The organism is Photobacterium sp. Ph5 (assembly GCF_022129445.1).
GTDB lineage: Bacteria > Pseudomonadota > Gammaproteobacteria > Enterobacterales > Vibrionaceae > Photobacterium.
On the sequence record NZ_JADQAQ010000015.1, the window covers coordinates 1 to 26,584 of the forward strand.

Consider the following 26,584-nt stretch of genomic DNA (forward strand, 5'->3'; position numbering starts at 1 on the left):
GTGGAGCTAGGACATTAATATGCCTAATTTCGACTCCGAATACATTAGCGCAAACCAACTCCGTTATTACTAATATTGTAGTTGCAATAACGGGGCGGACCATACATTTTTGTAGCCATTATTAAATGCCAGTTAGTCGATATACAGTAAATCGAACTATTAGTAAGCCTTTGGTTAATAAACGGAACATAGGAATAAAGCAGGAAATAACAAACGGAAATCACATTTCCGCCACCTAACACACCAACCATAACCACCTGTTTTTTAAATGATTTATATAGATAAAGTTTTGGCATAGCTCTTGCGAATATAGCTAGTCACTTAAGGAGCATTAGATGAATACAATTGATCCAGCGCAAATGGCACAGAACCTTGCAACGGCAGATACACAAAAATTCCAACAACGCGCCCAATTTCAAGCAGATAAATACCAAAGCCAATTAACTGCACTGGGAAAAGTAGAATCTGCTCTACGTGATTTTCGCTCGACGATTCAGGACATTAACAGTTCAACAACCAGTATTATTCAAAATAGAGCAACATTAAGTGACGACAGCCATTTTTCCGTCAGTGCAAATGCAAAAGCGTTAAGTGGCAGTTATCAGGTCTTTGTTGAGCAAATTGCTAGTGCGCATCAGGTAAAAACAGGGATGCCAGCGAATTTAGAGTCAACGACTTCTGTACCTAATACAGGAACACTTTCATTCACTGTCGATGGTCAAACTCTTGATCTCGACCTTTCAACAATCGATAGCGATAGTGATGGGCAATCCACTATATCAGAGCTCACAACAGCGATTAATAACCACCCCGATAACCCCGGAGTCAATGCCACGTTAGTTCGTACCAGTGGTCAAACTCATTTCATGTTAGCAAGTAACGAAACAGGGGTTGCGAACACATTAAGTGTTTCTTCGAGTACAGGCACAACATGGTTTGATGATGCGTTTACTAACTTAACTGAAATAAGTGCGCCACAAGACGCAGTGATTTGGCTGGGTGCTGAAACGACCGGCTTAAAACTGACCAATAGCAGTAATACCTTTTCAAATGTCATTGATGGTATTGATATCACTGCGACTAAAGCACAAACCTCTGGCGACCCCGCTCTTTCCATGGCTATCGATGCCGATCAGGACGCTACTTTAGAACAAGTTAATACTTTTATAGAAAGCTATAACAAAGTGATGAGTACCCTTGATAGTTATACCCAGACAGGATCAGCAGACACTAAGCGCGGCGCACTGGCGAATGATCCCACCCTTCGATCTATTGAATCGCAATTAAACAATTTATTACGCGATCAATTTGAAGGAAAAAGGTTGTCAGAAATTGGAATTAGCCTTAATCGTGAAGGCAAACTTGAAGTCGATAAAGATAGTTTTAAAAACGCACAGCAAACCATGGGGACAACCATTGAGTCCATGTTTAACGGCGATGGTAATTTACTCGATTCATTAGAAGATTCGCTTAAACCTTTTCTCCAGTTCTCTTCTGGGATGTTCACTTCTCGCAAAGAAGCATTACGAAACAACATCGATCGTATCGACGATAAGCAAGTCACTCTCGATCGTAAATACGACATGACTTACACCCGCTACCTCAAACAATTCACCCAAATGAATCAAATCATGACCCAAATGCAGCAAACCCAAGGTTTATTTGGTTAAAAGGAGTACAACAATGTTAATGCAAGATGCAGGTTTTAATTCATATCAACAAGTCGACTTGGATGCACAAGCCGCTTCAGCCTCCCCTCATCAATTAGTCTTGATGCTCATTGATGGCTTTCAAGATGAACTGATCCGTGCACAAGGACATATCGAAGCAAAACGACTCGATGCCAAGGGGATCAGCATTAATAAATGCATGAACATCTTAATAGGGCTAGATAGTGCATTAGATTTAGAGCTTGGCGATGAAATTGCGGCTAATTTGCATGATCTTTATGAATTTTGTCAGCTTGAACTTTACCAAGCAAGTGTCAAAAACGATATCTCCCACCTCGATAATGTCACTTTAGTGATGAACAACATTCGAGAAGGCTGGCAAGGGTTTGGGCAGCATGCAGCCAAATAATTCCATATCGATAAAAATGCTCACAGCAAAAATTCAGCAAGCTGCTGAGACTGAAAATTGGTCTCGCTTACAGCAGCTTGATGATGTGTTACGTACGCTGTTACTACCGCTTAAATCGAAACCTAAAACAGCGCAACAGCAAGTACAAATAACGGCGTTAATGGCTGCACATCGCCAAGCCTATCTTGCGTTACAACAAGCACAACAAATACTACAACAAAAAATAGCAACTGCTGACAAGGAAAAAGAACGCCTTGAGGCTTATCAGTCAGCCAACAATATGGAGTGAACAATGTTAATTAATACTGCGCTCACCAAAATTGACAATGTATCGTCATCATCTGAGATCAAACAAGCTGGGATGCTTGTTGAAAGCTCAGACGCTACAGTAGGGCAAGAAGGTTTCTCGAAAACATTAAAAACATTTTCCCAGCAAAGCGAAAGTACGTTACCAGAGCTACTATTAGGCAATGCCAATACAACAGATCTTGAACAGATAGACTCAGCAACAGTATCGCAACATCAAACATTGCTGCCGGTACCGCCAAGTGAAATTGAAACAACCGTAACTACACCAATCATAGGTAATTTTTCACTTAATCACTTAGCTACGCAGTCAACCACAAGCACACTGTCCTCTGCTTCATTTACGCAGCAACCAGATCTTAAGAGTGCATTATCAAGTTCTCATCAGATGCTAGACGGTGTCAATACATCTGCGATTAACCATGCAAATAATCCTATTAAGGAAGTAATCGCACCACTAACAATGACTTCACTACCAAGTTCAGCCTTAGAACAAATGTCATCGTTGAACGCGGTAAAAACACCGGTTTTCAATGGTGAAATGCCCGCTGCACAATCGGTTCAAAATCTTACAGCAGTCGAACAAGTTTTATCTGCTCAAGCACAAACACAAACCAACATAACGGTTAATCGTGTGAATTGGGCTCCCATAAGTGTTGATCCTCAATCTCCACAATGGGGTGAGAAAATGCTGAATATTCTACAAGATCGCGTTTCTCTTCAAGCGACACAAAACATGCAAGAAGCACGTATTCGTTTAGATCCACCGGATCTTGGCAAACTTGATCTGATCGTCAAAATGGATGGCGATAAGTTGAATGTTCAAATCAGTGCTAATAACACTGCAGTACGTGATGCACTTAACCAAGTATCTGAACGTTTACGTCATGATCTCCAGCAGCAGTTTGTCAGTGTCGATGTCAACATCAGCCAAGGTAAGCAACATTCCCATTCAGATCAAACCGCACAACATTCAACCCAAGATGATAACGATCATAGGGTAATCACTTCCTCGTCATCAGCAGACGTTGAAACCTCAACAACTAATGAGCATTGGCTATCCACGCTCGCATAATTTTTCTTATTTAGGATCAGGATGATGACTAATAACAAAACGCTTTCTAACCTCTTTATCATATTGCTGATCAGCATTATTGTTGCTGTTGCCACTTTTAGCGCCACCCTATGGTATAGCCAACATAATACGTCCACTCCAAACATAGATTCATGGATCACAAAAGTCTTTCAATCAGAGCCAGAAGCCACGGCACAGCCTGCTTTTCACCCTCTCGATAAGGTCGTTGTCAGTGTAAAAGGCGAACGCCAAACTCATTATGTGATGATTGAGCTAGCAGTCCAAACCCACTATCCCGAACGAATAAAACAAATCGATAGTTATATGCCACTCGTTCGCAATGCATTATTAAAAATGTTCAGTAAGAAAAAGTATGAAGAGTTACAAAACCAGCAATCTATCGATCAATTACAGCAAGAAGTAAAACAAACCCTGACCGCAGCCTTTGCCAATACCACGATCGCTCGTGATATCGATGATGTGCTTTTTACCAAATACGTCATTCAACAATGAGGTGAGTATGCTTGATCACAACCCAACCACTCACTATGAACCCGGCACAGCCCCATCGCCGCAACAGGATCATATTGATGAAGATTTATTAATCCGTCATCACCTTGTTTTAGTTAAGCGAGTGGTTAATCAACTTCGTCACCATACTAGCTCACATTGCAGTTATGAAGACATGCAACAAATTGGACTGATTGGGCTGTTAGAAGCGGCGCGACGTTATGGCAATGTCGAAGATCCTCAATTTCCAGCGTTTGCTGTATGTCGTATTCGTGGTGCGATTTTAGACGAGCTGCGGCGACTAGATTGGCGTTCTCGTCATACACGCCAGCAAGCCCATGAACTTAACGACATCACCCGTGACTTAATGAAGCAACTTGGCCGACAACCCACAGAAGCTGAGATCACATCTGCGCTTGGGATTGATAGTGAAAATTATCAACTGCGTTTACAAGCCAGTATGGCAAGTGAAATGCAAAGCCTTGACCAATTGCTAGAGGCAGGTAAAGAGCTAGATGCACCGTTGGAATATAACGGTGTTGAACATGAACATATGCGTCGCACACTGGAATACGCTTTAACGCAATTATCAAAACGAGAGCAGTTGTTGCTGACCCTATTTTATCAACATGAACTCAATCTGCATGAGATAGCGTTAGTGCTTAACCTTACTCCACCGCGTATTTGTCAGCTGCATAAACAAGCACTGAAATCCCTCAATCACAATTTATCGGCTTAGGAGCTGTGTATGCAAAAGTTTATCGGTGCCATCATCATTATTATTTGTGTTTTTGGTGGCTACGTTTGGGCTGGCGGAAATTTACGTGCGATTTGGCAACCTGCTGAATTTTTAATTATTGCCGGAGCTACATTAGGCTCGTTGATCATTGGTAATCCACCGCATGTATTAAAGGAAATGCGCCAACAATTTCGTCAAGTACTCTCGCCTCGTAATAATGAGGCTCAGTACTACATGGAATTGATGGCATTACTGCAAACCTTGCTTGATACCGTTCGTAATAAAGGCTTTAAAGCACTCGATGAGCATATTGAGTCTCCTCAAAGCAGCACAATTTTTAATCGTTACCCTCTCATTAAGCATGATCATCATGTTATTTCTTTCATTACAGACAATTTACGTTTAATGGCAATGGGACAAATGTCGCCTTATGAACTTGAAGGGTTATTAGAACAAGAAATCAGTGCAATAGAAGAAGACTTACTCTTGCCTTCACGTTCTATGCAACGTACCGCAGAAGCCTTACCTGGATTTGGTATTTTGGCGGCTGTCATGGGGATCATCATTACCATGCAAGCCATTGATGGCTCTATCGCCATGATCGGCTATCACGTTGCAGCCGCATTAGTCGGTACTTTTCTTGGGATTTTTGGTTGTTATTGCATTCTTGATCCTGCCAGTAATGCCATGGCACAGCGTGTTAAACGTAATATGTCAGCATTTGAATGTATAAGAGCAACACTTGTCGCCTATGTCGCAAAAAAGCCGACCTTATTAGCTATTGACGCAGGAAGAAAACATATTCAGCTAGACATTAAACCTACATTTAACGAAATGGAGAGGTGGCTAACTGAACAGGAGGGATAATGCAGAACACAGAGCAGATCGTCTTTAAACGCGCAGCAAAACGACATTCACATCAACATCACGGTGGCGCATGGAAAGTCGCTTTTGCTGATTTTATGATTGCTCTTATGGCACTATTTTTAGTGCTTTGGTTGATGCAAGTAGTTGATCAAAAGGAACGTAAAGCTATTGTCGCTTACGTAAATAGTGCCAGCGTTTTTGACGAAGGGGCTGGCAATCCTTTTGATACCGCCAACAGCTTATCCCCTATTGATTTCGGTGGCGAAGCTGCTGATCTAAGCTCTCACAATGCAGCGATGACAATAAAATCGTTTTTTGATGGTAACGGTGATGGGCCAGAGAGTGATGCGTTAATTCCAGGTAGTTTTGAAACCCAAGAGCAATTAGCTATCCTTGCTTCGGTCGTTGAAGAAACCGCTAAGCAAGTATCAGCTCAAGGTAATATTTCGGTTGATGTTACACCGCAAGGCTTGAGGATTATTTTACAAGATGACTTCAAACAAAATATGTTTCATCGTGGCAGTGCTAATTTAACCCCCTTTTTTGAAGATGTATTATTAAGTATTGCCCCTATTTTTAAACAAATCAGCAATTCACTGATCATCAGTGGCCATACTGATGCGACTCCGTTTAAACGCCAGTTTAGTAATAGATCAAACTGGGAACTCTCCTCTTCCCGTGCCAATGTCGCAAGACAGACGCTCATTGCTGGCGGCATGCCAAGCAATCGAGTACTTCAAGTAGCAGCAATGGCAGAACGCGCCCTACTGAACAAGCAATCCCCTAATGCCAGTGAAAACCGTCGGATTGAGTTATTTATCTTAACCACGCCTGCAGCCAGCGTTGTAGATGCCCTATTTGGTACAGGAAATCCTGATAACATAATTGATAAAGCTTACGAAAAAGCACGTTTTAATCAACCTGTGCTACGTAGCGACTATATAAACCATTCAGTTACCCAACCAAAAGAAATACAGCCCGTCGTGTCTAATTTATAAGCTATCTTTTATAAATATTGAATGCAATGCTCGGTTTTGGTGAGATTTTAGTGGATGTGTGCCCAATGACTCATACACAAATAAAACAGCGTAAAGCTGATAATTTACAAAAGACTTTTCTATGGCTGATCGTCATTGATTATATTCTGCTGTCTTTTTTTCTATTTCAACTAGGCTCGCTCGACTTACGTACTGGCACAATGATCAGCCTGTTATTGATCTTTTATAATGGTTTATTAGCGTTTTTTTGTTTTCATCGTGCGAATAGAATAGATGACAGCTACATTATTTACCCTATCATCTCAGCTATATTGCTCGCTTTCGTCTGCTTTTTATATTTCTTCTTTTTAGTGGCTTAACGTCGACGACAAAAAAATCTTACCACTATTTTCCCTAGCCAAAAGCTAACCGCAAACAATGAGATAAAAAAGACACTACTACATGCATACGCCCACATAGCAGATAAACGAAAGAAATAACCAAAACTAAATGCAATGCCATTGAATGCTTCAAACGGCATCTGTAACCACGGCGTGTTAGTCGAGTTTCCTATTGTTGCAATCACACAAACTAAAACAATGCAGGCAATACATAAGCCCAGTTTATTTTCGACATGCTTCATTTTATTCATCAGCTCTGTATTCGTTATTGTGCTTTATAAACGAATATGTAAATTACCATAGAATGACTTCAGCATTAATTGAAGCAAAACAATTAAATAAAAAATGCAAATGGATAAATCTAAAACGGGTTACCCAACAGTAACCATTAATCACTGCTGGATGACCCTTTAATCGTTACTTCTTCACACACACGACGATTGCATTACCTGATTCCCCATTCCAAGGAATGAGTTTCTCGTAGTCATGTTCAAACATATGAACATCAAAATATGGCTCAAGTAGCGCTTGAAGTTCAATAAAGCTCACCGCAACCATTGGATGTTCATCATGCCAAATTTCAGTATTGAGTGTATCCGCTTTTTCAATACTCAATTTCAGCGCTTGTTTTTCACCTTCACCTTGATAATACCAACCAGAGCTGAAAGTAAAGCGGCTGTTATCATGTTCAACACTGTGGCTGACAAAGTAACTATTGTTGATTAAGTTCTTTTCAACCGCATTGAAACAAAATATACCATCTTCTTTTAACGCCGCATGTGCACTTTCAATACAGCGCGTTAAATTGACAAGACCGTCGCTGTAATGAATGGAATACAAGAAACAGGTGATCAAATCCAATGGCTGATCCACTTTAAATTCACACATATTCTGCAAAACAAAGTCGGCTTCTGGACAGCGAAGTTTTGCTAGATCAAGCATTGGCTGATTGATATCTAAGCCAGAACTTTGAAAGCCATGATCAATAAAGTGACGAACATGAGGCCCTGTACCACAGGCTAAATCTAAATGGCGTGTACCTTTATTACCAAAAAGCTGGTGAAGTCTACGAATACACTCTGCTTGAACTTGATAATTAATATCAGCACACATTAAATCATAGTAAGAAGATAGATCTGTATACAGCGCTGTAGAAGTGGTTGTTGCCAATATCTTATACCGTGTAGGGTTATTAACTGGCGCGGATAGTATAGTAATTGACACTCGTTCAAAAACATAGATTTTTATCATTACGATAAATTTTATTTACTAAACACTGTAAAAGTAATATTAATTGAGCGCATCCCTTTAATAAGAGTTCTAACAACACGCTATGTAGATGATCATCGCTAAGGGATTTACATCCTCTTACAAATAAAACTGAGAAGCTTTCCCTTGTTTGTCTAGTTATTGATCACATAGTATAAAAGCATACTTTTACAGCCAAATTTAATCAGAACGCTATAGCTAAATATTATTTCAATGTATTTGCAGAACCAAAGACGTATTACTCAAACTTTCGTTTTCAATTTTTATACGCTTGGTGAAATATAGAGGAATAATTATGACGATTAAATTTCAGTTCTTTACGCTTAACAACGACAGAAAACAATACACTTTTCTTGATATGTCATCTTCGACATTTATGAAAGAGAAAGAAACATTACTGTCTCAAGGCTTTGAAGTCTTAGATGATGTGATCTATGCAGAAACAAGTGAAGAAGCAGTAGAGCACTACAAGTCAGACTATATTTACGTATTAGAAGAATATAACAGAGCGTCAAACCCATTCTATATTGTTTTAAGCATTATCGAATCTATTCGAGATTACTTTAAGCGTAAGTAATTAAAACAAAACTATTTAGCTAAACTCATCGTATAGATACTTTGTTATTTCAATACGGTGAGTTTCTCTTTATGCATATATTGATATTAGGTGGCACAGGTGGCATCGGTTCAGCCTTAATAAAAGCATATCTAAGCCAAGATGCAGTCAATCATATCCATGCGACATACCACAACAGCCATCCAACTATTGAACACCCTCAACTTACTTGGCATCGTGCTGATGTCAGCAAAGATTCTGATGTGGCTAAATTATCAGAAACAGTTGGCCAGCTTGATATCGTGATCAATGCGGTTGGCATGTTACACAATGGCGATACGATGCCAGAAAAAACGATTACTCAATTTGATAGTGATTTTTTCAATCAAAACATCGCAACGAACGTATTACCTACACTGCTCATCGCTAAGCACTTATCTCCTAAATTAAAATCAAAAACATTGAATTACTTTGTTACTGTTTCGGCAAAAATTGGCAGTATTGAAGATAATAATATAGGTGGATGGATAAGTTACCGAAGTTCAAAAGCAGCATTAAATATGACTTTGAAAACCATTAGTATTGAATGGAAAAATAAAAAATTTAATACCTGTGTATTCGCTTTTCACCCCGGTACTACAGACACAAACTTATCAAAGCCTTTTCAGCGCAACGTGCCAGAAGGTAATTTACAAACGCCAGAAAAAGTCGCTGCAGCATTAATTAACTTGCTACAGCGACTGAGCTTAAAAGATAATGGAAAATTCTTCAGTTACGATGGCACTGAAATTCCATGGTAAGGATTAAAAAATCCAGCTATATAAGTAACCTGAACTCATAGCCATGGTTAAAACAACCGCAACAAAAGCAATAATCATTGGTGTTTTAAATATCGATTTTAATAAGATAACTTCTGTTAAACTTGCGCCAGCACTACCAATAATTAATGCCATCACCGCCCCTAATCCCATTCCTTTTGCAGCTAAAGCAGCACTTAATGGAATAACGGCTTCTGCACGAATATATAATGGAATACCAATGACAGCCGCTACCGGAATCGCAAATGGATTATTATCACTTGCGATTTTCGCGATGAACTCAGTTGGCATAAAACCATAAATCAATGAGCCAATAGCAATACCACCGATTAAGTAAGGCAGTACTTTTTTGAAGTCTTTCCATGTTGTATTCCAGATTTTTTTCCATTTATTGGTTTCTACTTTTACCCCACCACAGCTTTTAGCACCACATGATGACTCAGGTTCAGTATAGGCTTCTGGCTTTACAAAGCGTTCAAAATTGAGCTTTTCTAAGAGCACGCCGGCAATAACAGATACACCCATCGCCATCACAAAATAGAATGCCGCAACTTTAATACCAAAGGTTACGACAAATAAACCAATGATAACGGGGTTAAGCAGAGGACTTGCTAAAAGGAACACCATCATGGTGCCAAAGCCCGCTTTAGCTCTAAGTAATCCTTTTAAAAACGGGATTGTTGAACAAGAACAAAACGGAGTAATAGCTGCTAATAATGCAGCAACAACATAACCCTTACCTTTCTTTCCACTTAATATTCTCTGAATTTTTGCCGGTGGAATATAGCTTTGTAATACACCAACCAAAAAACTAATCAACAAAAACAGTAGCGTTAACTCAGTCGCCAAAAAGAGGAACATCTCTAACGTATCTTTTAACATCACAGCACCAACCTATATTTCTAGAATAATCGAAATATAATTGACCTTTATTGGATAGATCAAGTTATTTCTAGTATTATCGAAATATAAAGTCAGTAAAGGTACTCACAATGAATACAGAAATCATTGCTAAGGCATTGAAAGAATTAGGACACCCGACAAGATTGATGATTTACAAAACAGTGATTAGAGCGGGTCAACAAGGTATTGCTGTTGGGGGATTACAAGAAAAGCTTTCCGTTCCAGGCTCAACCCTCTCTCATCATATTGCTGGGCTGGCCTCTGCGGGGCTCATTTCACAACGCAGAGAAGGACGAATTTTGTTTTGTGTCGCTGAATATCAGAAACTGGATTCAGTGATTGCGTACCTTCAAGATGAATGTTGTGCAGACGAAAGTCAGAAATAAACATGTAGTCAGTGACATTATTTCAATAAAGCGACAACGGTATGACGATGTACATTCGCTTGTGCTGCTAAAGAGCGATACGTTGCACTAAATTGCTGGTTTCCAGCCCCCGAGAGTTGGCTAAGCTTTTCTTCTACTTGCTTAACATCGCCCAGCGACGTGTTTGCCTTCGCATCTGCCATTTGTTTAGCCAATACCGCCTGATAAGCTTTGATATCATCAAGGCTTTGTTGCACTTGCCGTAAATGTTGGTTCACTTTAACTAAAGTATCGCGAATTTGCTCACGGTTATTAAAAGTAAATTGACTATCTTCAATACCTTCAGGCTCAGGCTTAATCGTCAGGGTATTGGCCTGCCCTGCAGGGTATCGATGCCCTTGACCAATTACCTGAACTTTTCCTTCCAACCCTTGAAAACCTTGCTCATTGGTTCGAAATACAATATCGCCGTTATCTTGTTGCGATGCTCGAAGACCAAAAGGGATCACATGACGATCTATTTGCGAAACTAAGGCTTTATCACTTAGTTTCGCATCCATATTCACAACAACCGTTCCCAACTGTTGAAAGCTTAATTTAATCAACTCACTGTGCTCTCGCTGGCGCTGAACATTCAGACCGGGAACAGAAAATGTACGTGTTATTGGTCTATCAATATTAACTTTTAGCTCTGCATCAATAACACGAAGTCCGTCGCTCTTAGCGTTATTCAATGTGTGTTTTATCGAATCAAGATGATGATTCGCATTGTTTTGAGCTGACGGAGCAACAGCGCGTTGAGCAATAAGCTCAGTACTTAAGATCTTCTTTATTGCTTGTAAGTCCCGCCCTACAACGCCTAAAGCTTGTTGTGCTATTTGTACCGATGTTACTTGCTGCTGCCCCTTGGCAAGTAAAGTTTTGGAAACCGTATATCCATCGTGCTGATAGCTTAATTGTTTTAAGTTCGAACCAGCGATTTTCTTGGTATCGATTGTGTCTGCGGCTGACGGAACAATGGCAGCTTTCTTGCTCGCATTAGCAAAATTTATACTCTGAGTTCTGACTTCCGATGTACTTGTCACCATAATTCTTTGCTACCTTACAATCGATTAAACAATGAAAGGTCGTTAATTTTCATGTAGCTTGCCTGTGTAGCCTGAAGCGCAGCCATATAATTATTTAAACGAACCGATGCTTCACCATAATCCAACGCTTCTAGATCATTGGTGACAGCTTCAACAAATAACTTATTATCACCATGGCTGGTTTCCATTAAATCTAAATTATTATGACGCCCACCAATATCGGTTACTGCTGCTAAAACATTATCATGCGTTATATCTAGAGTATTTAACGTTGCTTGTAAGGTGTTATTGAGATTTGCTGTCGGGGCTTGTAACTCGGTTATCGCTGCGTCAATCTGATTTAAGATATTATTACCGCCAAGATCGAGCATTTCTTGTGAAGCAAAATTTGCTTCCATCGTAACGCCTTTGGCTACCGTCACTACGCGCTTATCGCTATTACCTTCAAAAATATAGCCACCAGCAGGTTGAGCTGTAATCGCTGGGACATCACTTTGAGTACCGGAAAAAAGGTAATTACCCTCTTCATCTTGAACGTTAAATGAAGACATAAAAGCATCACGTAAGCTGACTAATTTATTGGCATAACTTTCTCTATCAGCATCTGATATGGCACCATTTGACGCTAATAACAACGTATCTCGCATATCCTTTAACGTATCACTTGCGGCCATTAAATGAACTTCTTGCGAAGATAGCGCGGTTTTCACATTACTAATGTTATCTTGGTACTGATTTATCGCGCTATTTTCACGGTCTAAATTCAATAAATTAATAGAATCAATTGGGTTATCAGATAATTTGAGTAAGCGCTGACCTGTTGACATCTGCGCTAACACTTCACCTAAGCCTTGGTTATTTTTTGATAGGCTGGTTAACATTAGCTGGCTAAATTGCGTATCACTGACTCTCATCATTCATCCCTTACAATAATCGTAATACTGAGTCGAACAGTTCATTGGCTGTACTGATCACTTTCATGTTTGCTTGATAAGCATTGGTAAATGTCATTAGATTTGCCGCTTCCTCATCACTGTTAACCGCACTTAAATTATCTCGTGCTGCGTTGGCTTGACTAAATAAGGTTTCTGCGGCTTTTTGATCAACTGCGGCTTGTCGCGTTTCTATTGCTGTTTTACCCACCATAGAAGCAAATGCATCATTCAAGGTCACACTACCTAACCCAGTGATCACCATTGGTTTTGTCGACAAATCAATCAAGGCTTGTAACGTATCACTGTTACCCGGCGTCCCATCTGAAGATAATGCCAGCTCAGCTGGTGTGATCGCTGTGATATCAAGGCTGGCTGCTGGCGAATTGGGATCAAATGAAAACAATGCTTGGCCTGGATTACCATTTAAATCAAAACCCGTCGCTAGTACCTGATTAAATTCGGTTGCTAGGTTTTGTGCCATCTCATCAAGAGCTTGTTGGGTCGGTTTTAAGGTGTCTTTAAGATAGTTATCAAATGCACCTAATTGCCCTCCTAACTCACCTGTAACTGCAAAAGTTTGCCCAGAAAAATCAATTTCAATGTTCTTAATAAACGGCTCATTAACTATCGGAGTAGATTTTAATTGCGCAGCATCACTACCTAGGATTAAGGGCTGACCCGATGCCAGAGTAACTTGTAGACTACCATCTGGTTGCTGGGTTGAACTTATCTCTACCACTTCAGAAAGTTGCTTAACTAATACATCACGTTCATCAATAAGCTGAGAAGGATTACCGCCTGTCGCTTGTGTCTCAACAACGCGATGGTTTATATCAGCAATGTTACTCATTAAGCTATTTGCATGCTCAATAGACGCCGTGGCCTTGTCACTAATACGTTTACCCTGACCATGTAAAGATTCAGACAAGGTATTAAAGCGACGAGATAACGCTTTAGCTTCATTAATAATTTGCTGGCGATTAGGGGTAGATTCCGGTTTAAGCGTCGCGTCATTTAACGCCGAATATAAAGAATCAAGACCAGCACTAATATTAAAGCCCTCTCCACCTAATAGGCTTTCGAGCATCGTCATATTGTCTAAATTCGTATTGCTTGCTGCTTGTTGACTGGTTGCAGCCCATGTTTGTTTTACAATAAATTGATCTGATATACGACGTATACTGGCAACGTCAACACCACTTCCCGCACTTAATATATCGTTGCCAGCAAGAGCACTCATCATCGCCTGCTGTCGACTAAATCCTGGCGTATTAACATTAGCAATATTATGAGCAGTAACATCAAGCGCCGTTTTATTGGCATTTAATCCTGTTAAACCAATATTAATCATATTCATAGCGATTACTGCTCCTTGTAAGATTGCAATGATTGTTGAAAAGCAGTACACGTTCGCATTGCCAATTGATTGGCCGCTTCATTGTTAACAGGCTTTGGTGTGTCTTGTTTTTCCAGTACTTGATGAGTTAATGCGGCACTATTTTGAACATCATTAAATCCTTGGTTAGGATTTAACTGTTTCATCAACATTTCTTTAATGCCTGTTTGCTGTTGTTTCGCCATTTCAATTGCCAACTGACCATCATAAAAATCGCGATAGACGCTCTGTTGTTTGCTGGAAAATGGATTATCTTCATCAGCCAAGACATCACTGCTACTTCGCATTTGGCGTAAAACCATTTGTAAAAACATCGCTTCAAATTGCCCAGCAACCACCTCTAAACCTTGCTCATCAGATAGCGAATGTTTGATTTGCTGCAAACCATTATTATCATGGTATAGAACATTATTTTTGTTAATTGTGCTGATATTGTCGTCGATCTTCATCTAACTCTCCTAAATCACTACCAGCTCTGCATTCAATGCGCCTGCTTCATGTAGCGCCTGCAGAATAGACATAAGATCATCAGGTGACGCACCTAAGCTGTTTACGGCATTTACGATAGTATTAATCTCAGTTCCTTCAGGCCAAATATACATTTGTGCCTCATCTTGGTTGATATCGACAGTGGAATTATTGACTCGCTCTGTTGTACCTTGACTAAAGGCATTTGGCTGGCTGATTTGATCACTTTCTGAAATCGTCACGGTAAGATTACCGTGGCTCACAGCCGCTTCACTAACACGGACATTTTTGCCAACCACGACCGTTCCTGTTCTCGCATTAAATACCACCCGCGCAGCTTTTCTCCCTGTCATCACTTTTAAGTCTTCCAACATCGACATAAAAGTCACCCGCTGTTGTAAGTCTTGTGGCGCACGCATTTCCACTCGACCTTTACTGATCGCAGTCGCTACTTTTGGGCCGAAAGTCGCATTTATTGCACGGGAAATATTTTTCGCTGTGGTAAAGCTCGGTTGGCGTAAATTTAACGTGACTATGCTGCTGTTATTAAAATCAGTCGGTATTTCTCGCTCTAACGTTGCACCATTAGGAATGCGTCCTGTTGTGGGTGTATTGACCGTGATTTTTGAGCCACTTTGCCCTTCTGCTTTTACCCCTCCAACAACAACATTCCCCTGTGCAACAGCATAAACTTCACCATCGATACCTCTAAGTGGCGTCAATAATAAAGTACCGCCACGTAGGCTTTTTGCATCACCAATAGATGAAACAACAACATTGAGCTCTTGACCGGGTCCCGCCATCGCTTCAACGGTAGCCGTCACACTCACTGAAGCGACATTTTTAAGCTTTGGATCGATCCTATCGCCAATCTGTACCCCAAATTGACGCAGCATATTGGTGATAGACTGGCTGGTAAATTTCACTTGATTTCGATCTCCTGAGCCATCGAGACCAACCACTAAACCATAACCCACCAGCTGATTTGAGCGTATGCCTTGCACATCCACTAAATCCATCATAGGTACTGCTGTTTTAGCGCTAACGTTAAGCGGCATCCAACCCAACGCTACCCACAAAAAAGACAGGATAAAATAAACTATTTTTTTCATTAAAAAGGCATCCATGGGCTAGTGAAAAATTGTGTTAACCAGCCAGCAGCATTGCTATCAGCCAGTGCGCCTCTGCCAGAATAAGTGATCCTCGCATCACCAATACGTTGAGAAGACACTTGGTTATGACGATTAACATCATCAACCCGAACCACGCCCGTTAAGCGTATGTATTCATCCCCTTGGTTTAGTCGGATCCACTTTTCACCACGGATCATCAACACGCCATTAGGCAATACCTTATGCACAGTGACAGTGATTGCCCCTTGCAGCTTATTACCTTGAGTGCTGGCAGCTGTGCCATCAAAACCACGATCACCGCTGACACTGGCAGAGAGATCATCAAAGGTTTTATTACCTAATGTTGGCGCTGCAAATTCAATAGAGGAGGATTTACCAAACTTGGTATTGGCTTTTTTGCTTGACTGCGTTTGCTCATCCAACTCTACCGTTAATACATCGCCGACCCGATAGGCACGGCGATCTTGAAACAAGGTCATCGAATAATTATGGCGATACAAGCTGCCATGCTTGGCTTCAGGTAAGCTGTAATCAAGATCCGGTGGCGCAAATGCAGCATCATTAGGTTCAGGCGGAATAAATTCTTCACGCACTGCACAACCTGATACAAAAGAGAGAAAACATAGCAGCATTAAAAGCGTCTTCATCCTCACTCCTTACACGGCTTGAGCGACAAATTTCAGCATGTCATCAGCGGCAGAAACAACTTTGGCATTCATTTCATAAGCGCGTTGAGTGGTGATCATATCAACCATTTCTTCAACTACTTGCACGTTTGAGCCTTCTAGCGCACCTTGTTTCAAACTGCCTGCTCCATCAGTGCCTGCAATCATCTCTTGCGGCTGACCACTGGCTTGTGTCTCTTTATAAAGATTACCGCCAATCGCTTCTAAACCTGCTGGATTAATAAATTTCGCCAAGGTAATTTGCCCTAATTCTTGAGGCTCTGGATCCCCTGCAAGCGTCGCCGTGACAATGCCATCAACGCCAATAGATATCGTATTCGCTTCTTCAGGTATTTGAATTTGCGGTTGAAGTGGTAGACCTTGTCCGTTCACCATTAAACCTTCAGAGTTAACGTGAAACTGTCCATTTCGGCTAAACATCACTTCACCATCGGAATTCTCTATTTGGAAAAAGCCCGAGCCCATTACTGCAAGATCCAACTGTTGTTGGGTATTTTGTGAATTCCCTTGAGTAAATACTTTTTGTGTGCCGACTACACGTACTCCACTACCAAGCTGTACTCCACTCGGTAACTGATTTAACTGATCAACTTGCGCCCCAGGTTGACGTTGAATGCTGTAAAACAAATCTTCAAAAACAACACGATCACGTTTAAAGCCTACCGTATTAACATTGGCAAGGTTGTTTGAAATCGCAGTCATTTTTGTATCTTGTGCTGCCATGCCTGTTTTACTGACCCAAAGTGCTGAATGCATGATGACTCTCCTTGTAATTATTGCTATCTACGTGATTAACGTGGGTTCATTAAGCGGGTTCCTGCTTGTGCTAATGTTTCTGCGGTTTTCATCATTCGCACTTGCATTTCAAAGTTACGAGTCAGCGACATCACACTAACGAGCTCATTAATCGCAGACACGTTACTGCCTTCTAAATGTCCTGCCGTCATAGCCACACTCGGGTCTTGAGCAAAAACTTGATCATTCACTGAGTGTAGCAAGCCATCACTTTGTTTTTGCAGTTGATTAAATTCCGGATTAACCAACTTTAATTGTCCAACTTCAAGTTCAGCACCACCACCTAGCGGCACGATTGACACGACACCCTTATCGCTGATTTCCACATTTTGATATTCTGGTAGCACTAAGGCTTCCCCTTCTGACATCAATGGAAAACCGTTAACGCGCATCATGCCTTGCTCATCAACACGAATGTTACCAGCACGGGTATAGGCTTCATTACCAGCGACAGTTTGTACGGTAAAAAAGCCATCACCATTAATGGCAATATCCAGTGCACGCCCCGTTTTAATTACATCCCCAGCATCAAAGCGTGTCGCTGCTGAGTTAGTCACAACCATGGTGCGACCATCAAAACCCGCGCCCTGTAAAGGGATGCTTTTCACTCGCTCCATATCCGCACGAAAGCCAGCGGTATCTGCATTTGATAAGTTATTTGATCGCACATGTTGCGCTTTCATCACTCGGCTTGCGCCACTGGTTGCGGTATATAAAAAGCTATCCATAACAGCCTCTCACTACACCGCGTTAAAGAGTGATTGAGTTAATTTATCCGACGTCGAAATAGTTTTGGCATTGGCTTGATAGTTGCGCTGAGCGGTCATTAGGCTTACCAGTTCGCTGGTAAGATCAGCATTTGACCCTTCTAATGCGCCAGCAACTAATCCACCTAAAGTACCCGTACTTGGCGCACCATTAACAGGAGCCCCCGAACTGAAACTTTGGATCCAAGAAGTGCCATTGGTTTTTACCAATCCTTGAGGGTTGGCAAAATCAGCCAGCATCACCTGACCTTGCAACTGAGATTGACCATTCGTGTATGCGGCAAATACCATCCCGTTGTCTTCAACACGCACACCAGCCAGCTCACCTGAGGTATAACCATTAGGCGCATTGGTACTCACGCCAAAATTAGCGCCAAACTGAGTTGTGCCTGCAATATCAATATTTATATTCGCCGCATCCGCACCTGCAGGATTGAAATTTACAGCAAAAGGAGTCGTTGGTGATTGCAATGTACCGTCGGTATTGAAAACAACATTTTGGGTTTGCGTCGGGGTAGCCGCGCCATCAACGACCACATGCACCTGCCACTCATTAGCATTGGTTTTGGTGAAGTACTGTGTAACGGTGTGAGGATTACCTAAAGAGTCATAAACTTTAGAAGTATAAGAAGAGTTAAAGCTGTCAGTCGCATTAGGATCGAAAGGATTAATAGCAGGATCAATCACACTCGAACGGGCATCTAAGTTAGCCACAAAAGCAAGCTCATCTGTCGCTTTTGCCGGCAGTGAAGCGGTGGTGATTTTTAAATTACCGACTGCGCCTGCTTGTAAATTATTATTCGCATCAACGGTATAGCCTTGAAGTTTGGCACCATTATTACTAACAATGTTGTTATCTTTATCAGAACCAAACACACCTGAACGGGTATATAAGGTTTGCCCAGTATGATCTTTAGTAACAAAAAATCCGCTTCCCGAAATCGCCAGATCTAACGGTCGACCAGTCCCGGAAATTGAACCTGTTTTATCAAAGTTCTGCGAAATAGCAGCAACTTCAACCCCTCCTGCTTGCATACCATTGTATACCGCTGAAAATTCAGTTCGTGACTCCTTAAAACCCGAGGTAGAAACATTGGCAATATTATTACTAATAGTATTTAACTGAACATTGGTTGCGTCTAATCCACTTAATGCGATATCAAAACTCATAACTTCCTCTTTCTTCATTCCTTGATTTCTTTCATTCATGGTTAAAACCAAGCGAAAGCGTAAATAGATTTACTCGCCAAACTGGCTAATTTGATAAAACGGTACTCGACCAATACCTTCAACATTTACCAACGCGGCTCCGCCATTAGAAGGCACGCGAACCTGTGACACTTCTCCTGCGAGCAAAACATTGGGTTGTGGTAAATCTTTCGCCACCTCAACACTGATTTGATATTGCCCTTTAGCTAAACCCAATGCGTTAGGATCAATCGTAAATTCCACTTCACCTTTATTTTTAGGGCCTAACGGCATGATTTTCTTGTTACCAAGTTGATCAGTTAGAACAATCGAGACGGTGCTCGATGCATGATCTAATTCAATTCGCCCTTGCTGCTTAGCATCCGTTAATTCAACCTCACTACCTTCAACATAAACGGTTTGCCCTACTAACCCAACCGTTGACAGAACTTGCATGTTATCCAGTAAAACCATGCTGTTTTGCATCAACTTCGCCATGTTCTCAGTACTTTCTACTTGAGAAAATTGCGCTAATTGCCCGACGTATTCAGTACCATCAAGCGGATTTAACGGATCTTGGTTTTGGATTTGAGCAACCATTAAATTAATGAATTCATTTTTTAATGAGTTAGCATCGTTAGCATTATTTGGGTTACCCGCCACAGCCATATTGGTCGATTCAATCGCAGGCACATCGGTACTCAGTGCGTTAAATTGTGCAATGGCCATCAGTTACCCTCACCTAAACGAAGCAACCCTTGCTGCATGCTTTTCACATTACTCAATACTTCGACATTGGTTTCAAAACTGCGGGTGGCTGACATCATGTCAGCCATTTCTGCGACTACATCTATATCAGGGTAATATACATACCCCTCTTCATTGGCCAGTGGGTTACTCGGCTCAAAGCGTTTTTCAGCCTCTCCAGCATGTTGAACCACATCCATAATGCGTACTTCAGCACTCGGATAGTCGGCTTGATCTCCAGTTAATTGAGTTTTGTTGTAAACTGTGGCGAATACAGGTTTTAACGCCTTGTAAGCATCGTTGGCATTGGCAGCAACTGCATCGGCATTCGCTAAATTACTTGCGACAGTATTTAAACGTATGGTTTGCGCATTCATTGCGGAGCCCGCAATGGAATAAATATCAGTAAATGCCATTATTAACGTCCTTTTATCACGGCAGCTAAACCCTTAAATTTCATATTCATAAACGTTAAGCTGCTCTGAAAATCCATGTTATTTTTCGTAAACTTTGCCTGTTCAACACTGAGCTCCACCGTATTGCCATCTTTCGAATTTTGGTAAGGCACAGCGTAACCATCAGACACCACCAATTGGGTCGGGGATTTTTGTACTTTTCCAACCTCTATTTGACTTACAATGGCATCAAAGCGAATATCTTTTGCTAGGTATCCAGGGGTATCGACATTTGCTAAATTACTGGCAAGCACCTTGGCTCTTTGCACCCGAAAATCGAGCGTTTGAGGATGAATACCGAGTGCATTTTCAAAACTTATTGCCATTAACCACTCCTTAAACAGTACAACCAAGATTGTAATAGAGTGAATTAATCCAAAATGCGTGCCATAACGATAAGCATTAATATTCAATAAGTTAAAACCATAACGGAACAGGAACTTCCCCCTCAGGGAAACAGTACGGAAAGGAAAATCTGTGACTTTTTTACGCCTTACTTTATTACTTTGTTTACTGCTTTCATGCTGGGCTAATGCTGAGCAACAAAATCTGACGTCTCAAGCACAAAAACTCGATACCAACGCATTAACAGAACACCTAATAGAAACAATCAATAAAGATATCCAGCAATATAGTGAGCGTCATCATTGGTCGAACGTAATCAGTAAAATTAAAGTACAGCTGCCAGCCGCAGCAGCCTCATTACCTGTTTGTCCTACTACCTTCATCATTGCTAGCCAAGATAATCAATCGCAGCCTGTAGGCAGATTAAAAAGACAAGTTAAGTGTGAAAGCCCAACAGTGAACTGGCGACTCAATGCAACGGTTTATGTCCAATTAACACTTCCAGTAATGGTAGCTCGCACGTTAATTCATCGCGATGAGCTTATTACGAGGGACATGCTCGATAGCCAAATGCTGCAACTTAAAGCACCTAAAAACATCATCACTGATGCAGATCAAGTGATAGGCTTACATACCATCCGTCGAATTCGCCAAGGGCAACTAATCACTGAAAACTTGTTAAAAAAGCCGTTTTTAATTAATAAAGGGGATCAAGTACTGATTGTCGCTAAAAAAGGTAAGTTTGAAGCATCAACCAAAGGAATGGCGTTAGAACATGGAAAAATGCACGAACAAATAAAAGTGGAAAATACAGCGACTCAAAAAGTCATTCATGCTCGTGTTTTTGCCCAAGGAAAAGTAGAAACAATATTTTAAAACACGCCAAAAAGATGCCGCTCACCTTAAGAATAAACAATAATATTTTGACGGATTTTTAGGTATTTATATCGTTACAATCTATACCGTTTATCAATACGGGAATTTTATCTCAATATCGTATCTAAATGTTAATGAGAGATAAATAACATTGTTAACCCTTTATTTTTACAATATACAACAGCAATAAATTACCATTTTAGGTTATGCCTTCATGCAAAAAAAACTTATTGCAGTTGCTATTAGCTCCTCAATTTTATTGATGGGTTGTCATGGTGACGATACATCTAACACAACCATTATTCCTCCTACCGAAATTCTGCCAAGTGAACCACTTCCAGAACCAGATATTGACGACCCTGAGATCACGCCACCACCTGTTGAACCACCAACGGAGCCTGAAATCACGCCACCAGTTGTTGATCCTGAAACAGGTGATCCAGAAGTAATCCCTCCAGTAGAGCCAGATCCAACCGCCACCGCACTTTTTGCTTTAGATAGCGATCTTCGTTTTGGCAACAGCGTGTTATGTAATGGTGAAACAGCAAACAGCCTGATTATTAACAATGCCGATACTGTCAGTTGTTATTACGGTGCTGTTGAGCTTGCAACATTTAGCAATATCGAGCTTAAAATCACCAAAGGCACAGCATTAGAAAAAGTTAAGCGCTTAAACTTAGCGGATTCAGATCGTTTTGTTGCGATCACAGATGCTATTGAACTGCAAAATGCGTTAGACAACACTCGAAGTCTATTGCTTAAAAGTGGTACTTCTATCGGTGGCGTAGTTGAGCTGTCATTATCTTCTGCTGAGCAAGTACATTTTAACAGCTTGTATCATTCCACAGAATTACAGACCTTGAGTAAAGATGAGTTTAACAAGTTATTAGTCGATAAAGTCGAAGATAATACCGAAGCGGATAGTAAGCCTTCAACTCATGAACCGAATGTAAAACCAGAAGTCACTCCTGGTACAAGTGACGATCTAAATTCTAATTTTGTTTCTGCCAATGCGGAGGCAAACTTGGTTTATCAACCGACAAAGGTGATCCTATCTCAAGGTACGCTGGTTGATAGTCACAACAAGCCAGTACAAGGTATTGAGTACTACAGCCATTCATCTCGTGGCATTACCGATGAACAAGGCAAATTCTCATTCAACTGGGGCGAAACTGTCTCTTTTGGTATCGATACCTTTGAATTAGGTGAGATTAAAGCCAATAAAACGCAGTTTTCCATTGCAGATTTAGGCGCTGAGCACCTAGGCCGTAATGCTGAACGTTTATTGCAACGTTACTCTCATGATGATTCACAGATTGTGATCAACGATCGTGTGTGCCAAGTATTTGCCATGTACCCGAACGTCATCAATGAAGCGATTAACCTATCACTGTCAGAGCCTGTGATGCTTGATAACGGCACAGGTACTCAAACACCAATTGATGGTGAGTTTGATAAACAATTTAACCAAGGTTTAGCACTAGATATCGACACCGCGATTTGTGAAGGTAAATGTAGTTCCACACGCAGTATCTCAAGCTTATCTTTTCCTCGTGTGATGGATGCTGGCGGTAACATTCAAGCGGATATTTTAAAGCTATGGGGTGCCGGTGTTGATGCACAATCAGAAGGCTGGAAACCTGTCACTAAATTCCATGTATTTAGTGACGAAACATGGTACTACGGCAGTCCAGGTTATCCTCGTGGACAAGGTGCAATCAACATTTCAAATGCAGCATTTCCTGTATTGATGCCGCGTAACGATAATAACTTTTGGCTACGTTTTGGTGAGAAGAAAGCATGGGACGAACGTTCTCTTGCATACATTACTGAATCACCATCAACAGTGAAGCCAGATTTAGTCAGTGGTAACACTGCAACCTTTAATCTGCCATTTATCAGTATTGGTGAAGTAGGCGCAGGTAAAGTTATGTTGTTAGGTAACAGCAAATACAACACGATCCTGGTGTGCCCTGACGGCTTTAGTTGGGATAACGGCGTAAGTGACAACGGAGCATGTTGGAATAACACCCAAGACTCCGAAGATATGGCGAATTTCTTCTTCAATACCTTCCGTTATTTAATTGGTGATAAGTACACTACATCAGCAGAACCGATCAACATTGGTACCAATATTCCTGATGTTTATTTCCGCCGTTCAGGACATCTAATCATTGGTAATAAAGCACCATTTGTCATTGATCCTCGCTTTAATATGACAGCTCAACAGCTTTCAAGCTTTAGTGGTATCGATCCTGCTGATATGCCGTTGTTAATTCTAAATGGCTACGAAAATAGTGTATCAATCAGTGATGAGATCCCTTCTTTAGCCAATACCGATCAACCTAAACTAACTCAACAAGATGTTTCTGATCTACTCAATTATGTAGAGCGTGGCGGTAATATCTTGATCATGGAAAGTATTACTAAACGTGTGAACGATGACTTTACTCGTTTACTGGACGGTGCAGGCTTAGCAATTAATGGTCAATCAACCGCAGGTGGTAATGGCCCAAGTTATGGCTACCCTGATCGCGTACGTTCTCAACGTCAACACGATTACTGGGTCTTAGAGCGCTATGCTGCAGTTAAAGATGGCGATACAGATAAACTAAAACAGCCGTATAACATAGACGAAGTGACTGGCACAGTTACGTGGGATTTTATCGAAAACAAAAAGCCTGATGATAAACCTGAGTTAGAAGTCGCACGTAAGATAATTAAGAACGAACAAGGTGAGAATGTTCAATTACTGGCGTTCATTGATACTTACGAAAAAGGGGAAAAAAGAGCGCCAGAAGCTATTGAAGCAGACAAACAACGTATTCTTAAAGAGTTCAATGTTAAAGAATGTACGCTAACGGATTATCACTATGAGATTAACTGCCTAGAGTATCGTCCGGGGAATGATATACGTCTATCTGGTGGTATGCATCGCGCGCTTTATAAAGAGTTGCCACTAGATGAAGCGACAGCAAAAGCCATGATTAAAGCGGCAGATCTTGGTACTAATATCGAGCGTTTATATCAACACGAGCTGTATTTTAGAACTAGAGGCAGCCAAGGTGAACGCTTAAGCAGTGTTGATCTTAATCGTATCTACCAAAACATGACGGTATGGTTATGGAACGATCTCGATTATCGCTTTGAATCTGGTAAAGAAGACGAACTTGGCTTTGAACGCTTTACTGAATTCCTAAACTGTTATGGTGATACCGCTGCAGGGCAAACCACCTGTAGTGATGCGCTAAAGCAAAGTCTTGAATCCAACAACATGGTTTACAGTAATAATGCAGGTAAATACGCCGGCTGGATGAACCCAAGCTACCCATTAAATTACATGGAAAAACCGCTAACACGCTTAATGTTGGGTCGAACTTACTTCGATCTTGATATTAAAGCAGATGTTCGCCAATACCCAGGTGAAGTTACAACAAGTGGTGGTAGCACTAGTATCACAGTTGATTTAAGCAATAACACTGCCGCTTGGTTTGCAGGAAACCGTCAAGCTACAGGTCAATGGGCAATTGCACATGAACCAATGACAATCACGGCATCAGGTAATAGTAATCCGATCACAGTAACCGTTGCACTAGCAGATGATTTAACAGGTCGTGAAAAACATGAGTTAGGTTTAAAGCGTCCGCCTCGTATGACTAAGACCTTTACTCTACAACCCAATGCAACAGCTAATTTTACAACGCCTTATGGTGGCCTCGTATATGTGCAAGGTAATGAAACCAATCCTGTGACATTAAACTTCTCAGGTACGGTGAACGCCCCTTGGTTTAAGGTCGATAAATGGGTTAACGATCAAAGCTCACCAGCACCTATTGGTGAAATTGAATCGAATACCTTTATTTACACCGCTGCCGCTGAGAATTTAACAGCAAGCAATTACGGTGGGGATAGAACCAAATTTGCTGCAGAACTTGATATGTTCTCCGCAGATGTCAATGATTTCTACGCTCGTGATGAAGCGGTCGGAGAAGGAAATGGTCGTAATGGCAAAGCGACAGATAGTACGCGATCAAATAACAAGCACCACTTTGTAAACGATATCGCTATTTCTATTGGCGCTGCCCACTCCGGCTACCCAGTGATGAACGGGAGCTTTAATAAAACATCAACATTACTATCAACTACACCACTAAATGACTGGTTGTTATGGCACGAGGTTGGTCACAATGCCGCTGAAGCACCATTTAATGTGGAAGGTGCTACAGAAGTTGTGAACAACATGCTGGCACTTTACATGCAGGATAAATACCTCGGTAAAATGACCCGTGTCGAAGCTGATATAAAAATGGCACCTAACTTTGTCCGCCTAGAGCAAGGACATGCATGGGCTGCTGGCGGTAACAGTGAACGTTTACTGATGTTTGCTCAATTAAAAGAATGGGCAGAGCAAGAGTTTGATATCAATAACGTAATCAAAGCACCTTTGCCATCTTACTACGCGAATACTGTAACCGGGCTAAAAGGCTGGGATTTGATCAAGCTAATGCATCGTTTAACGCGTAATAGTGAAGAAGACAACACACTATTACCAACTAATAACGTTTGTCGTGATCAAAGTGGATTAAGCAAAGGTGATCAACTGATGTTATGTGCCTCTTACGCTACACAAAAAGATCTGTCAGATTTCTTTGCTGCATGGAACCCAGGTTCAAAAGCATACCTTGTTCCTGGTGAGTCTAAGCCACAATATGAAGGTGGGATCACTTCAGCAGGTTTAAGCGCAGTACAAGCACTAAAACTACCGAAGCCAATGCTAGATCCTTTATCGATTAATGCAATCACTATTACAAATCGATAAGCTTAAATATTAATCACAACA

General features: G+C 41.1%; 29 protein-coding genes. 14 read left to right on the forward strand and 15 right to left on the reverse strand.

Features of this window, described 5'->3' with window-relative positions; translation table 11 throughout:
• Positions 1 to 335 precede the first annotated feature (335 nt).
• From fliD to I3259_RS07845, 9 genes are all read left to right on the forward strand, one after another.
• A complete protein-coding gene (gene fliD / locus I3259_RS07805) occupies positions 336 to 1,670 on the forward strand; it encodes a flagellar filament capping protein FliD (protein ID WP_238029104.1) in 1,335 nt (444 codons plus the stop codon).
• 13 nt (positions 1,671 to 1,683) lie between these two features.
• Entirely contained in the window at positions 1,684 to 2,079 is a 396-nt protein-coding gene (fliS, locus tag I3259_RS07810; RefSeq protein WP_238029105.1) for a flagellar export chaperone FliS, read from the forward strand.
• Positions 2,066 to 2,368, forward strand: coding sequence for a hypothetical protein (locus I3259_RS07815; RefSeq protein ID WP_238029106.1), 303 nt, complete (start codon positions 2,066 to 2,068; stop codon positions 2,366 to 2,368). Before fliS ends, I3259_RS07815 begins: the two co-directional genes overlap by 14 nt.
• 3 nt (positions 2,369 to 2,371) lie before the next feature.
• On the forward strand, positions 2,372 to 3,460 hold the full coding sequence (locus I3259_RS07820) for a flagellar hook-length control protein FliK (RefSeq protein WP_238029107.1): 1,089 nt from the start codon (positions 2,372 to 2,374) through the stop codon (positions 3,458 to 3,460).
• Positions 3,461 to 3,484: 24 nt separating this feature from the next.
• Entirely contained in the window at positions 3,485 to 3,973 is a 489-nt protein-coding gene (locus I3259_RS07825) for a flagellar basal body-associated FliL family protein (RefSeq protein ID WP_238029169.1), read from the forward strand.
• A 7-nt stretch (positions 3,974 to 3,980) separates the two neighbouring features.
• Positions 3,981 to 4,709 (forward strand): FliA/WhiG family RNA polymerase sigma factor, encoded by a 729-nt coding sequence (locus I3259_RS07830; protein WP_238029108.1) that lies wholly within the window; start codon positions 3,981 to 3,983, stop codon positions 4,707 to 4,709.
• A gap of 9 nt (positions 4,710 to 4,718) precedes the next feature.
• Positions 4,719 to 5,576 (forward strand): flagellar motor stator protein MotA, encoded by an 858-nt coding sequence (gene motA / locus I3259_RS07835; RefSeq protein ID WP_005364325.1) that lies wholly within the window; start codon positions 4,719 to 4,721, stop codon positions 5,574 to 5,576.
• Positions 5,576 to 6,574: a flagellar motor protein MotB gene (locus tag I3259_RS07840; RefSeq protein WP_238029109.1), complete on the forward strand. Its 999-nt coding sequence runs from the start codon at positions 5,576 to 5,578 to the stop codon at positions 6,572 to 6,574. Before motA ends, I3259_RS07840 begins: the two co-directional genes overlap by 1 nt.
• Positions 6,575 to 6,639: 65 nt before the next feature.
• Positions 6,640 to 6,933, forward strand: a complete 294-nt coding sequence (locus tag I3259_RS07845; RefSeq protein WP_045082413.1) for a hypothetical protein — start codon at positions 6,640 to 6,642, stop codon at positions 6,931 to 6,933.
• On the opposite strand, the gene I3259_RS07850 is transcribed toward I3259_RS07845, so the two are convergent.
• Positions 6,930 to 7,205 carry a hypothetical protein gene (locus tag I3259_RS07850; protein WP_238029110.1) on the reverse strand — a complete coding sequence of 92 codons (276 nt, stop codon included), beginning with the start codon at positions 7,203 to 7,205 and terminating at the stop codon, positions 6,930 to 6,932. The two genes, I3259_RS07845 and I3259_RS07850, sit on opposite strands and share 4 nt — an antisense overlap.
• A gap of 166 nt (positions 7,206 to 7,371) precedes the next feature.
• Entirely contained in the window at positions 7,372 to 8,124 is a 753-nt protein-coding gene (locus I3259_RS07855; protein ID WP_275949783.1) for a class I SAM-dependent methyltransferase, read from the reverse strand.
• Positions 8,125 to 8,518: 394 nt separating this feature from the next.
• Between I3259_RS07855 and I3259_RS07860 the strand changes: the two genes are divergently transcribed.
• Positions 8,519 to 8,800, forward strand: coding sequence for a hypothetical protein (locus tag I3259_RS07860; RefSeq protein ID WP_238029111.1), 282 nt, complete (start codon positions 8,519 to 8,521; stop codon positions 8,798 to 8,800).
• 71 nt (positions 8,801 to 8,871) lie between these two features.
• A complete protein-coding gene (locus I3259_RS07865; RefSeq protein ID WP_238029112.1) occupies positions 8,872 to 9,579 on the forward strand; it encodes an SDR family NAD(P)-dependent oxidoreductase in 708 nt (235 codons plus the stop codon).
• 3 nt (positions 9,580 to 9,582) lie between these two features.
• On the opposite strand, the gene I3259_RS07870 is transcribed toward I3259_RS07865, so the two are convergent.
• Entirely contained in the window at positions 9,583 to 10,479 is an 897-nt protein-coding gene (locus I3259_RS07870) for a permease (RefSeq protein WP_238029113.1), read from the reverse strand.
• Between the two features lie 110 nt (positions 10,480 to 10,589).
• On the opposite strand from I3259_RS07870, the gene I3259_RS07875 reads away from it, so the two are divergent.
• Positions 10,590 to 10,886 carry a metalloregulator ArsR/SmtB family transcription factor gene (locus tag I3259_RS07875; RefSeq protein ID WP_238029114.1) on the forward strand — a complete coding sequence of 99 codons (297 nt, stop codon included), beginning with the start codon at positions 10,590 to 10,592 and terminating at the stop codon, positions 10,884 to 10,886.
• Positions 10,887 to 10,903: 17 nt separating this feature from the next.
• On the opposite strand, the gene I3259_RS07880 is transcribed toward I3259_RS07875, so the two are convergent.
• From I3259_RS07880 to flgB, 12 genes are all read right to left on the reverse strand, one after another.
• On the reverse strand, positions 10,904 to 11,953 hold the full coding sequence (locus I3259_RS07880; RefSeq protein ID WP_238029115.1) for a flagellin: 1,050 nt from the start codon (positions 11,951 to 11,953) through the stop codon (positions 10,904 to 10,906).
• A 14-nt stretch (positions 11,954 to 11,967) separates the two neighbouring features.
• Positions 11,968 to 12,867 (reverse strand): flagellar hook-associated protein FlgL, encoded by a 900-nt coding sequence (gene flgL / locus I3259_RS07885; RefSeq protein ID WP_045082418.1) that lies wholly within the window; start codon positions 12,865 to 12,867, stop codon positions 11,968 to 11,970.
• A gap of 10 nt (positions 12,868 to 12,877) precedes the next feature.
• Complete coding sequence (flgK, locus tag I3259_RS07890; protein WP_238029116.1) at positions 12,878 to 14,245, reverse strand: flagellar hook-associated protein FlgK; 1,368 nt, start codon at positions 14,243 to 14,245, stop codon at positions 12,878 to 12,880.
• Positions 14,246 to 14,250: 5 nt separating this feature from the next.
• A complete protein-coding gene (locus I3259_RS07895; RefSeq protein ID WP_238029117.1) occupies positions 14,251 to 14,733 on the reverse strand; it encodes a rod-binding protein in 483 nt (160 codons plus the stop codon).
• A gap of 9 nt (positions 14,734 to 14,742) precedes the next feature.
• Positions 14,743 to 15,864: a flagellar basal body P-ring protein FlgI gene (locus I3259_RS07900; RefSeq protein WP_275949782.1), complete on the reverse strand. Its 1,122-nt coding sequence runs from the start codon at positions 15,862 to 15,864 to the stop codon at positions 14,743 to 14,745.
• Complete coding sequence (gene flgH, locus I3259_RS07905) at positions 15,864 to 16,532, reverse strand: flagellar basal body L-ring protein FlgH (RefSeq protein ID WP_005364296.1); 669 nt, start codon at positions 16,530 to 16,532, stop codon at positions 15,864 to 15,866. The genes I3259_RS07900 and flgH overlap by 1 nt, the downstream gene beginning before the upstream one ends.
• A gap of 9 nt (positions 16,533 to 16,541) precedes the next feature.
• Positions 16,542 to 17,327 carry a flagellar basal-body rod protein FlgG gene (gene flgG / locus I3259_RS07910; protein WP_045186484.1) on the reverse strand — a complete coding sequence of 262 codons (786 nt, stop codon included), beginning with the start codon at positions 17,325 to 17,327 and terminating at the stop codon, positions 16,542 to 16,544.
• A 35-nt stretch (positions 17,328 to 17,362) separates the two neighbouring features.
• Entirely contained in the window at positions 17,363 to 18,094 is a 732-nt protein-coding gene (locus I3259_RS07915; RefSeq protein WP_238029118.1) for a flagellar basal body rod protein FlgF, read from the reverse strand.
• Between the two features lie 12 nt (positions 18,095 to 18,106).
• Complete coding sequence (gene flgE / locus I3259_RS07920) at positions 18,107 to 19,303, reverse strand: flagellar hook protein FlgE (protein WP_238029172.1); 1,197 nt, start codon at positions 19,301 to 19,303, stop codon at positions 18,107 to 18,109.
• Between the two features lie 69 nt (positions 19,304 to 19,372).
• A complete protein-coding gene (gene flgD, locus I3259_RS07925) occupies positions 19,373 to 20,050 on the reverse strand; it encodes a flagellar hook assembly protein FlgD (protein WP_238029119.1) in 678 nt (225 codons plus the stop codon).
• Positions 20,050 to 20,484 carry a flagellar basal body rod protein FlgC gene (flgC, locus tag I3259_RS07930; RefSeq protein ID WP_238029120.1) on the reverse strand — a complete coding sequence of 145 codons (435 nt, stop codon included), beginning with the start codon at positions 20,482 to 20,484 and terminating at the stop codon, positions 20,050 to 20,052. Before flgC ends, flgD begins: the two co-directional genes overlap by 1 nt.
• A gap of 2 nt (positions 20,485 to 20,486) precedes the next feature.
• A complete protein-coding gene (gene flgB, locus I3259_RS07935; protein WP_238029121.1) occupies positions 20,487 to 20,849 on the reverse strand; it encodes a flagellar basal body rod protein FlgB in 363 nt (120 codons plus the stop codon).
• A gap of 151 nt (positions 20,850 to 21,000) precedes the next feature.
• Here flgB and flgA point away from each other — a divergent pair, with 151 nt between their 5' ends.
• Entirely contained in the window at positions 21,001 to 21,744 is a 744-nt protein-coding gene (flgA, locus tag I3259_RS07940; protein WP_238029122.1) for a flagellar basal body P-ring formation chaperone FlgA, read from the forward strand.
• A 214-nt stretch (positions 21,745 to 21,958) separates the two neighbouring features.
• Complete coding sequence (locus tag I3259_RS07945; protein ID WP_238029123.1) at positions 21,959 to 26,563, forward strand: SslE/AcfD family lipoprotein zinc metalloprotease; 4,605 nt, start codon at positions 21,959 to 21,961, stop codon at positions 26,561 to 26,563.
• The last annotated feature ends 21 nt before the right edge of the window (positions 26,564 to 26,584 follow it).

Excerpts from the sequence above, each read along its gene's own strand:
- fliD (WP_238029104.1), top strand. The coding sequence starts at position 336 with ATGAATACAATTGATCCAGCGCAAATGGCACAGAACCTTGCAACGGCA.
- fliS (WP_238029105.1), top strand. The coding sequence starts at position 1,684 with ATGTTAATGCAAGATGCAGGTTTTAATTCATATCAACAAGTCGACTTG.
- I3259_RS07815 (WP_238029106.1), top strand. The coding sequence starts at position 2,066 with ATGCAGCCAAATAATTCCATATCGATAAAAATGCTCACAGCAAAAATT.
- I3259_RS07820 (WP_238029107.1), top strand. The coding sequence starts at position 2,372 with ATGTTAATTAATACTGCGCTCACCAAAATTGACAATGTATCGTCATCA.
- I3259_RS07825 (WP_238029169.1), top strand. The coding sequence starts at position 3,485 with ATGACTAATAACAAAACGCTTTCTAACCTCTTTATCATATTGCTGATC.
- I3259_RS07830 (WP_238029108.1), top strand. The coding sequence starts at position 3,981 with ATGCTTGATCACAACCCAACCACTCACTATGAACCCGGCACAGCCCCA.
- motA (WP_005364325.1), top strand. The coding sequence starts at position 4,719 with ATGCAAAAGTTTATCGGTGCCATCATCATTATTATTTGTGTTTTTGGT.
- I3259_RS07840 (WP_238029109.1), top strand. The coding sequence starts at position 5,576 with ATGCAGAACACAGAGCAGATCGTCTTTAAACGCGCAGCAAAACGACAT.
- I3259_RS07845 (WP_045082413.1), top strand. The coding sequence starts at position 6,640 with ATGACTCATACACAAATAAAACAGCGTAAAGCTGATAATTTACAAAAG.
- I3259_RS07850 (WP_238029110.1), bottom strand. The coding sequence starts at position 7,205 with ATGAATAAAATGAAGCATGTCGAAAATAAACTGGGCTTATGTATTGCC.
- I3259_RS07860 (WP_238029111.1), top strand. The coding sequence starts at position 8,519 with ATGACGATTAAATTTCAGTTCTTTACGCTTAACAACGACAGAAAACAA.
- I3259_RS07865 (WP_238029112.1), top strand. The coding sequence starts at position 8,872 with ATGCATATATTGATATTAGGTGGCACAGGTGGCATCGGTTCAGCCTTA.
- I3259_RS07870 (WP_238029113.1), bottom strand. The coding sequence starts at position 10,479 with ATGTTAAAAGATACGTTAGAGATGTTCCTCTTTTTGGCGACTGAGTTA.
- I3259_RS07875 (WP_238029114.1), top strand. The coding sequence starts at position 10,590 with ATGAATACAGAAATCATTGCTAAGGCATTGAAAGAATTAGGACACCCG.
- I3259_RS07880 (WP_238029115.1), bottom strand. The coding sequence starts at position 11,953 with ATGGTGACAAGTACATCGGAAGTCAGAACTCAGAGTATAAATTTTGCT.
- flgL (WP_045082418.1), bottom strand. The coding sequence starts at position 12,867 with ATGAGAGTCAGTGATACGCAATTTAGCCAGCTAATGTTAACCAGCCTA.
- flgK (WP_238029116.1), bottom strand. The coding sequence starts at position 14,245 with ATGAATATGATTAATATTGGTTTAACAGGATTAAATGCCAATAAAACG.
- I3259_RS07895 (WP_238029117.1), bottom strand. The coding sequence starts at position 14,733 with ATGAAGATCGACGACAATATCAGCACAATTAACAAAAATAATGTTCTA.
- I3259_RS07900 (WP_275949782.1), bottom strand. The coding sequence starts at position 15,864 with ATGAAAAAAATAGTTTATTTTATCCTGTCTTTTTTGTGGGTAGCGTTG.
- flgH (WP_005364296.1), bottom strand. The coding sequence starts at position 16,532 with ATGAAGACGCTTTTAATGCTGCTATGTTTTCTCTCTTTTGTATCAGGT.
- flgG (WP_045186484.1), bottom strand. The coding sequence starts at position 17,327 with ATGCATTCAGCACTTTGGGTCAGTAAAACAGGCATGGCAGCACAAGAT.
- I3259_RS07915 (WP_238029118.1), bottom strand. The coding sequence starts at position 18,094 with ATGGATAGCTTTTTATATACCGCAACCAGTGGCGCAAGCCGAGTGATG.
- flgE (WP_238029172.1), bottom strand. The coding sequence starts at position 19,303 with ATGAGTTTTGATATCGCATTAAGTGGATTAGACGCAACCAATGTTCAG.
- flgD (WP_238029119.1), bottom strand. The coding sequence starts at position 20,050 with ATGGCCATTGCACAATTTAACGCACTGAGTACCGATGTGCCTGCGATT.
- flgC (WP_238029120.1), bottom strand. The coding sequence starts at position 20,484 with ATGGCATTTACTGATATTTATTCCATTGCGGGCTCCGCAATGAATGCG.
- flgB (WP_238029121.1), bottom strand. The coding sequence starts at position 20,849 with ATGGCAATAAGTTTTGAAAATGCACTCGGTATTCATCCTCAAACGCTC.
- I3259_RS07945 (WP_238029123.1), top strand. The coding sequence starts at position 21,959 with ATGCAAAAAAAACTTATTGCAGTTGCTATTAGCTCCTCAATTTTATTG.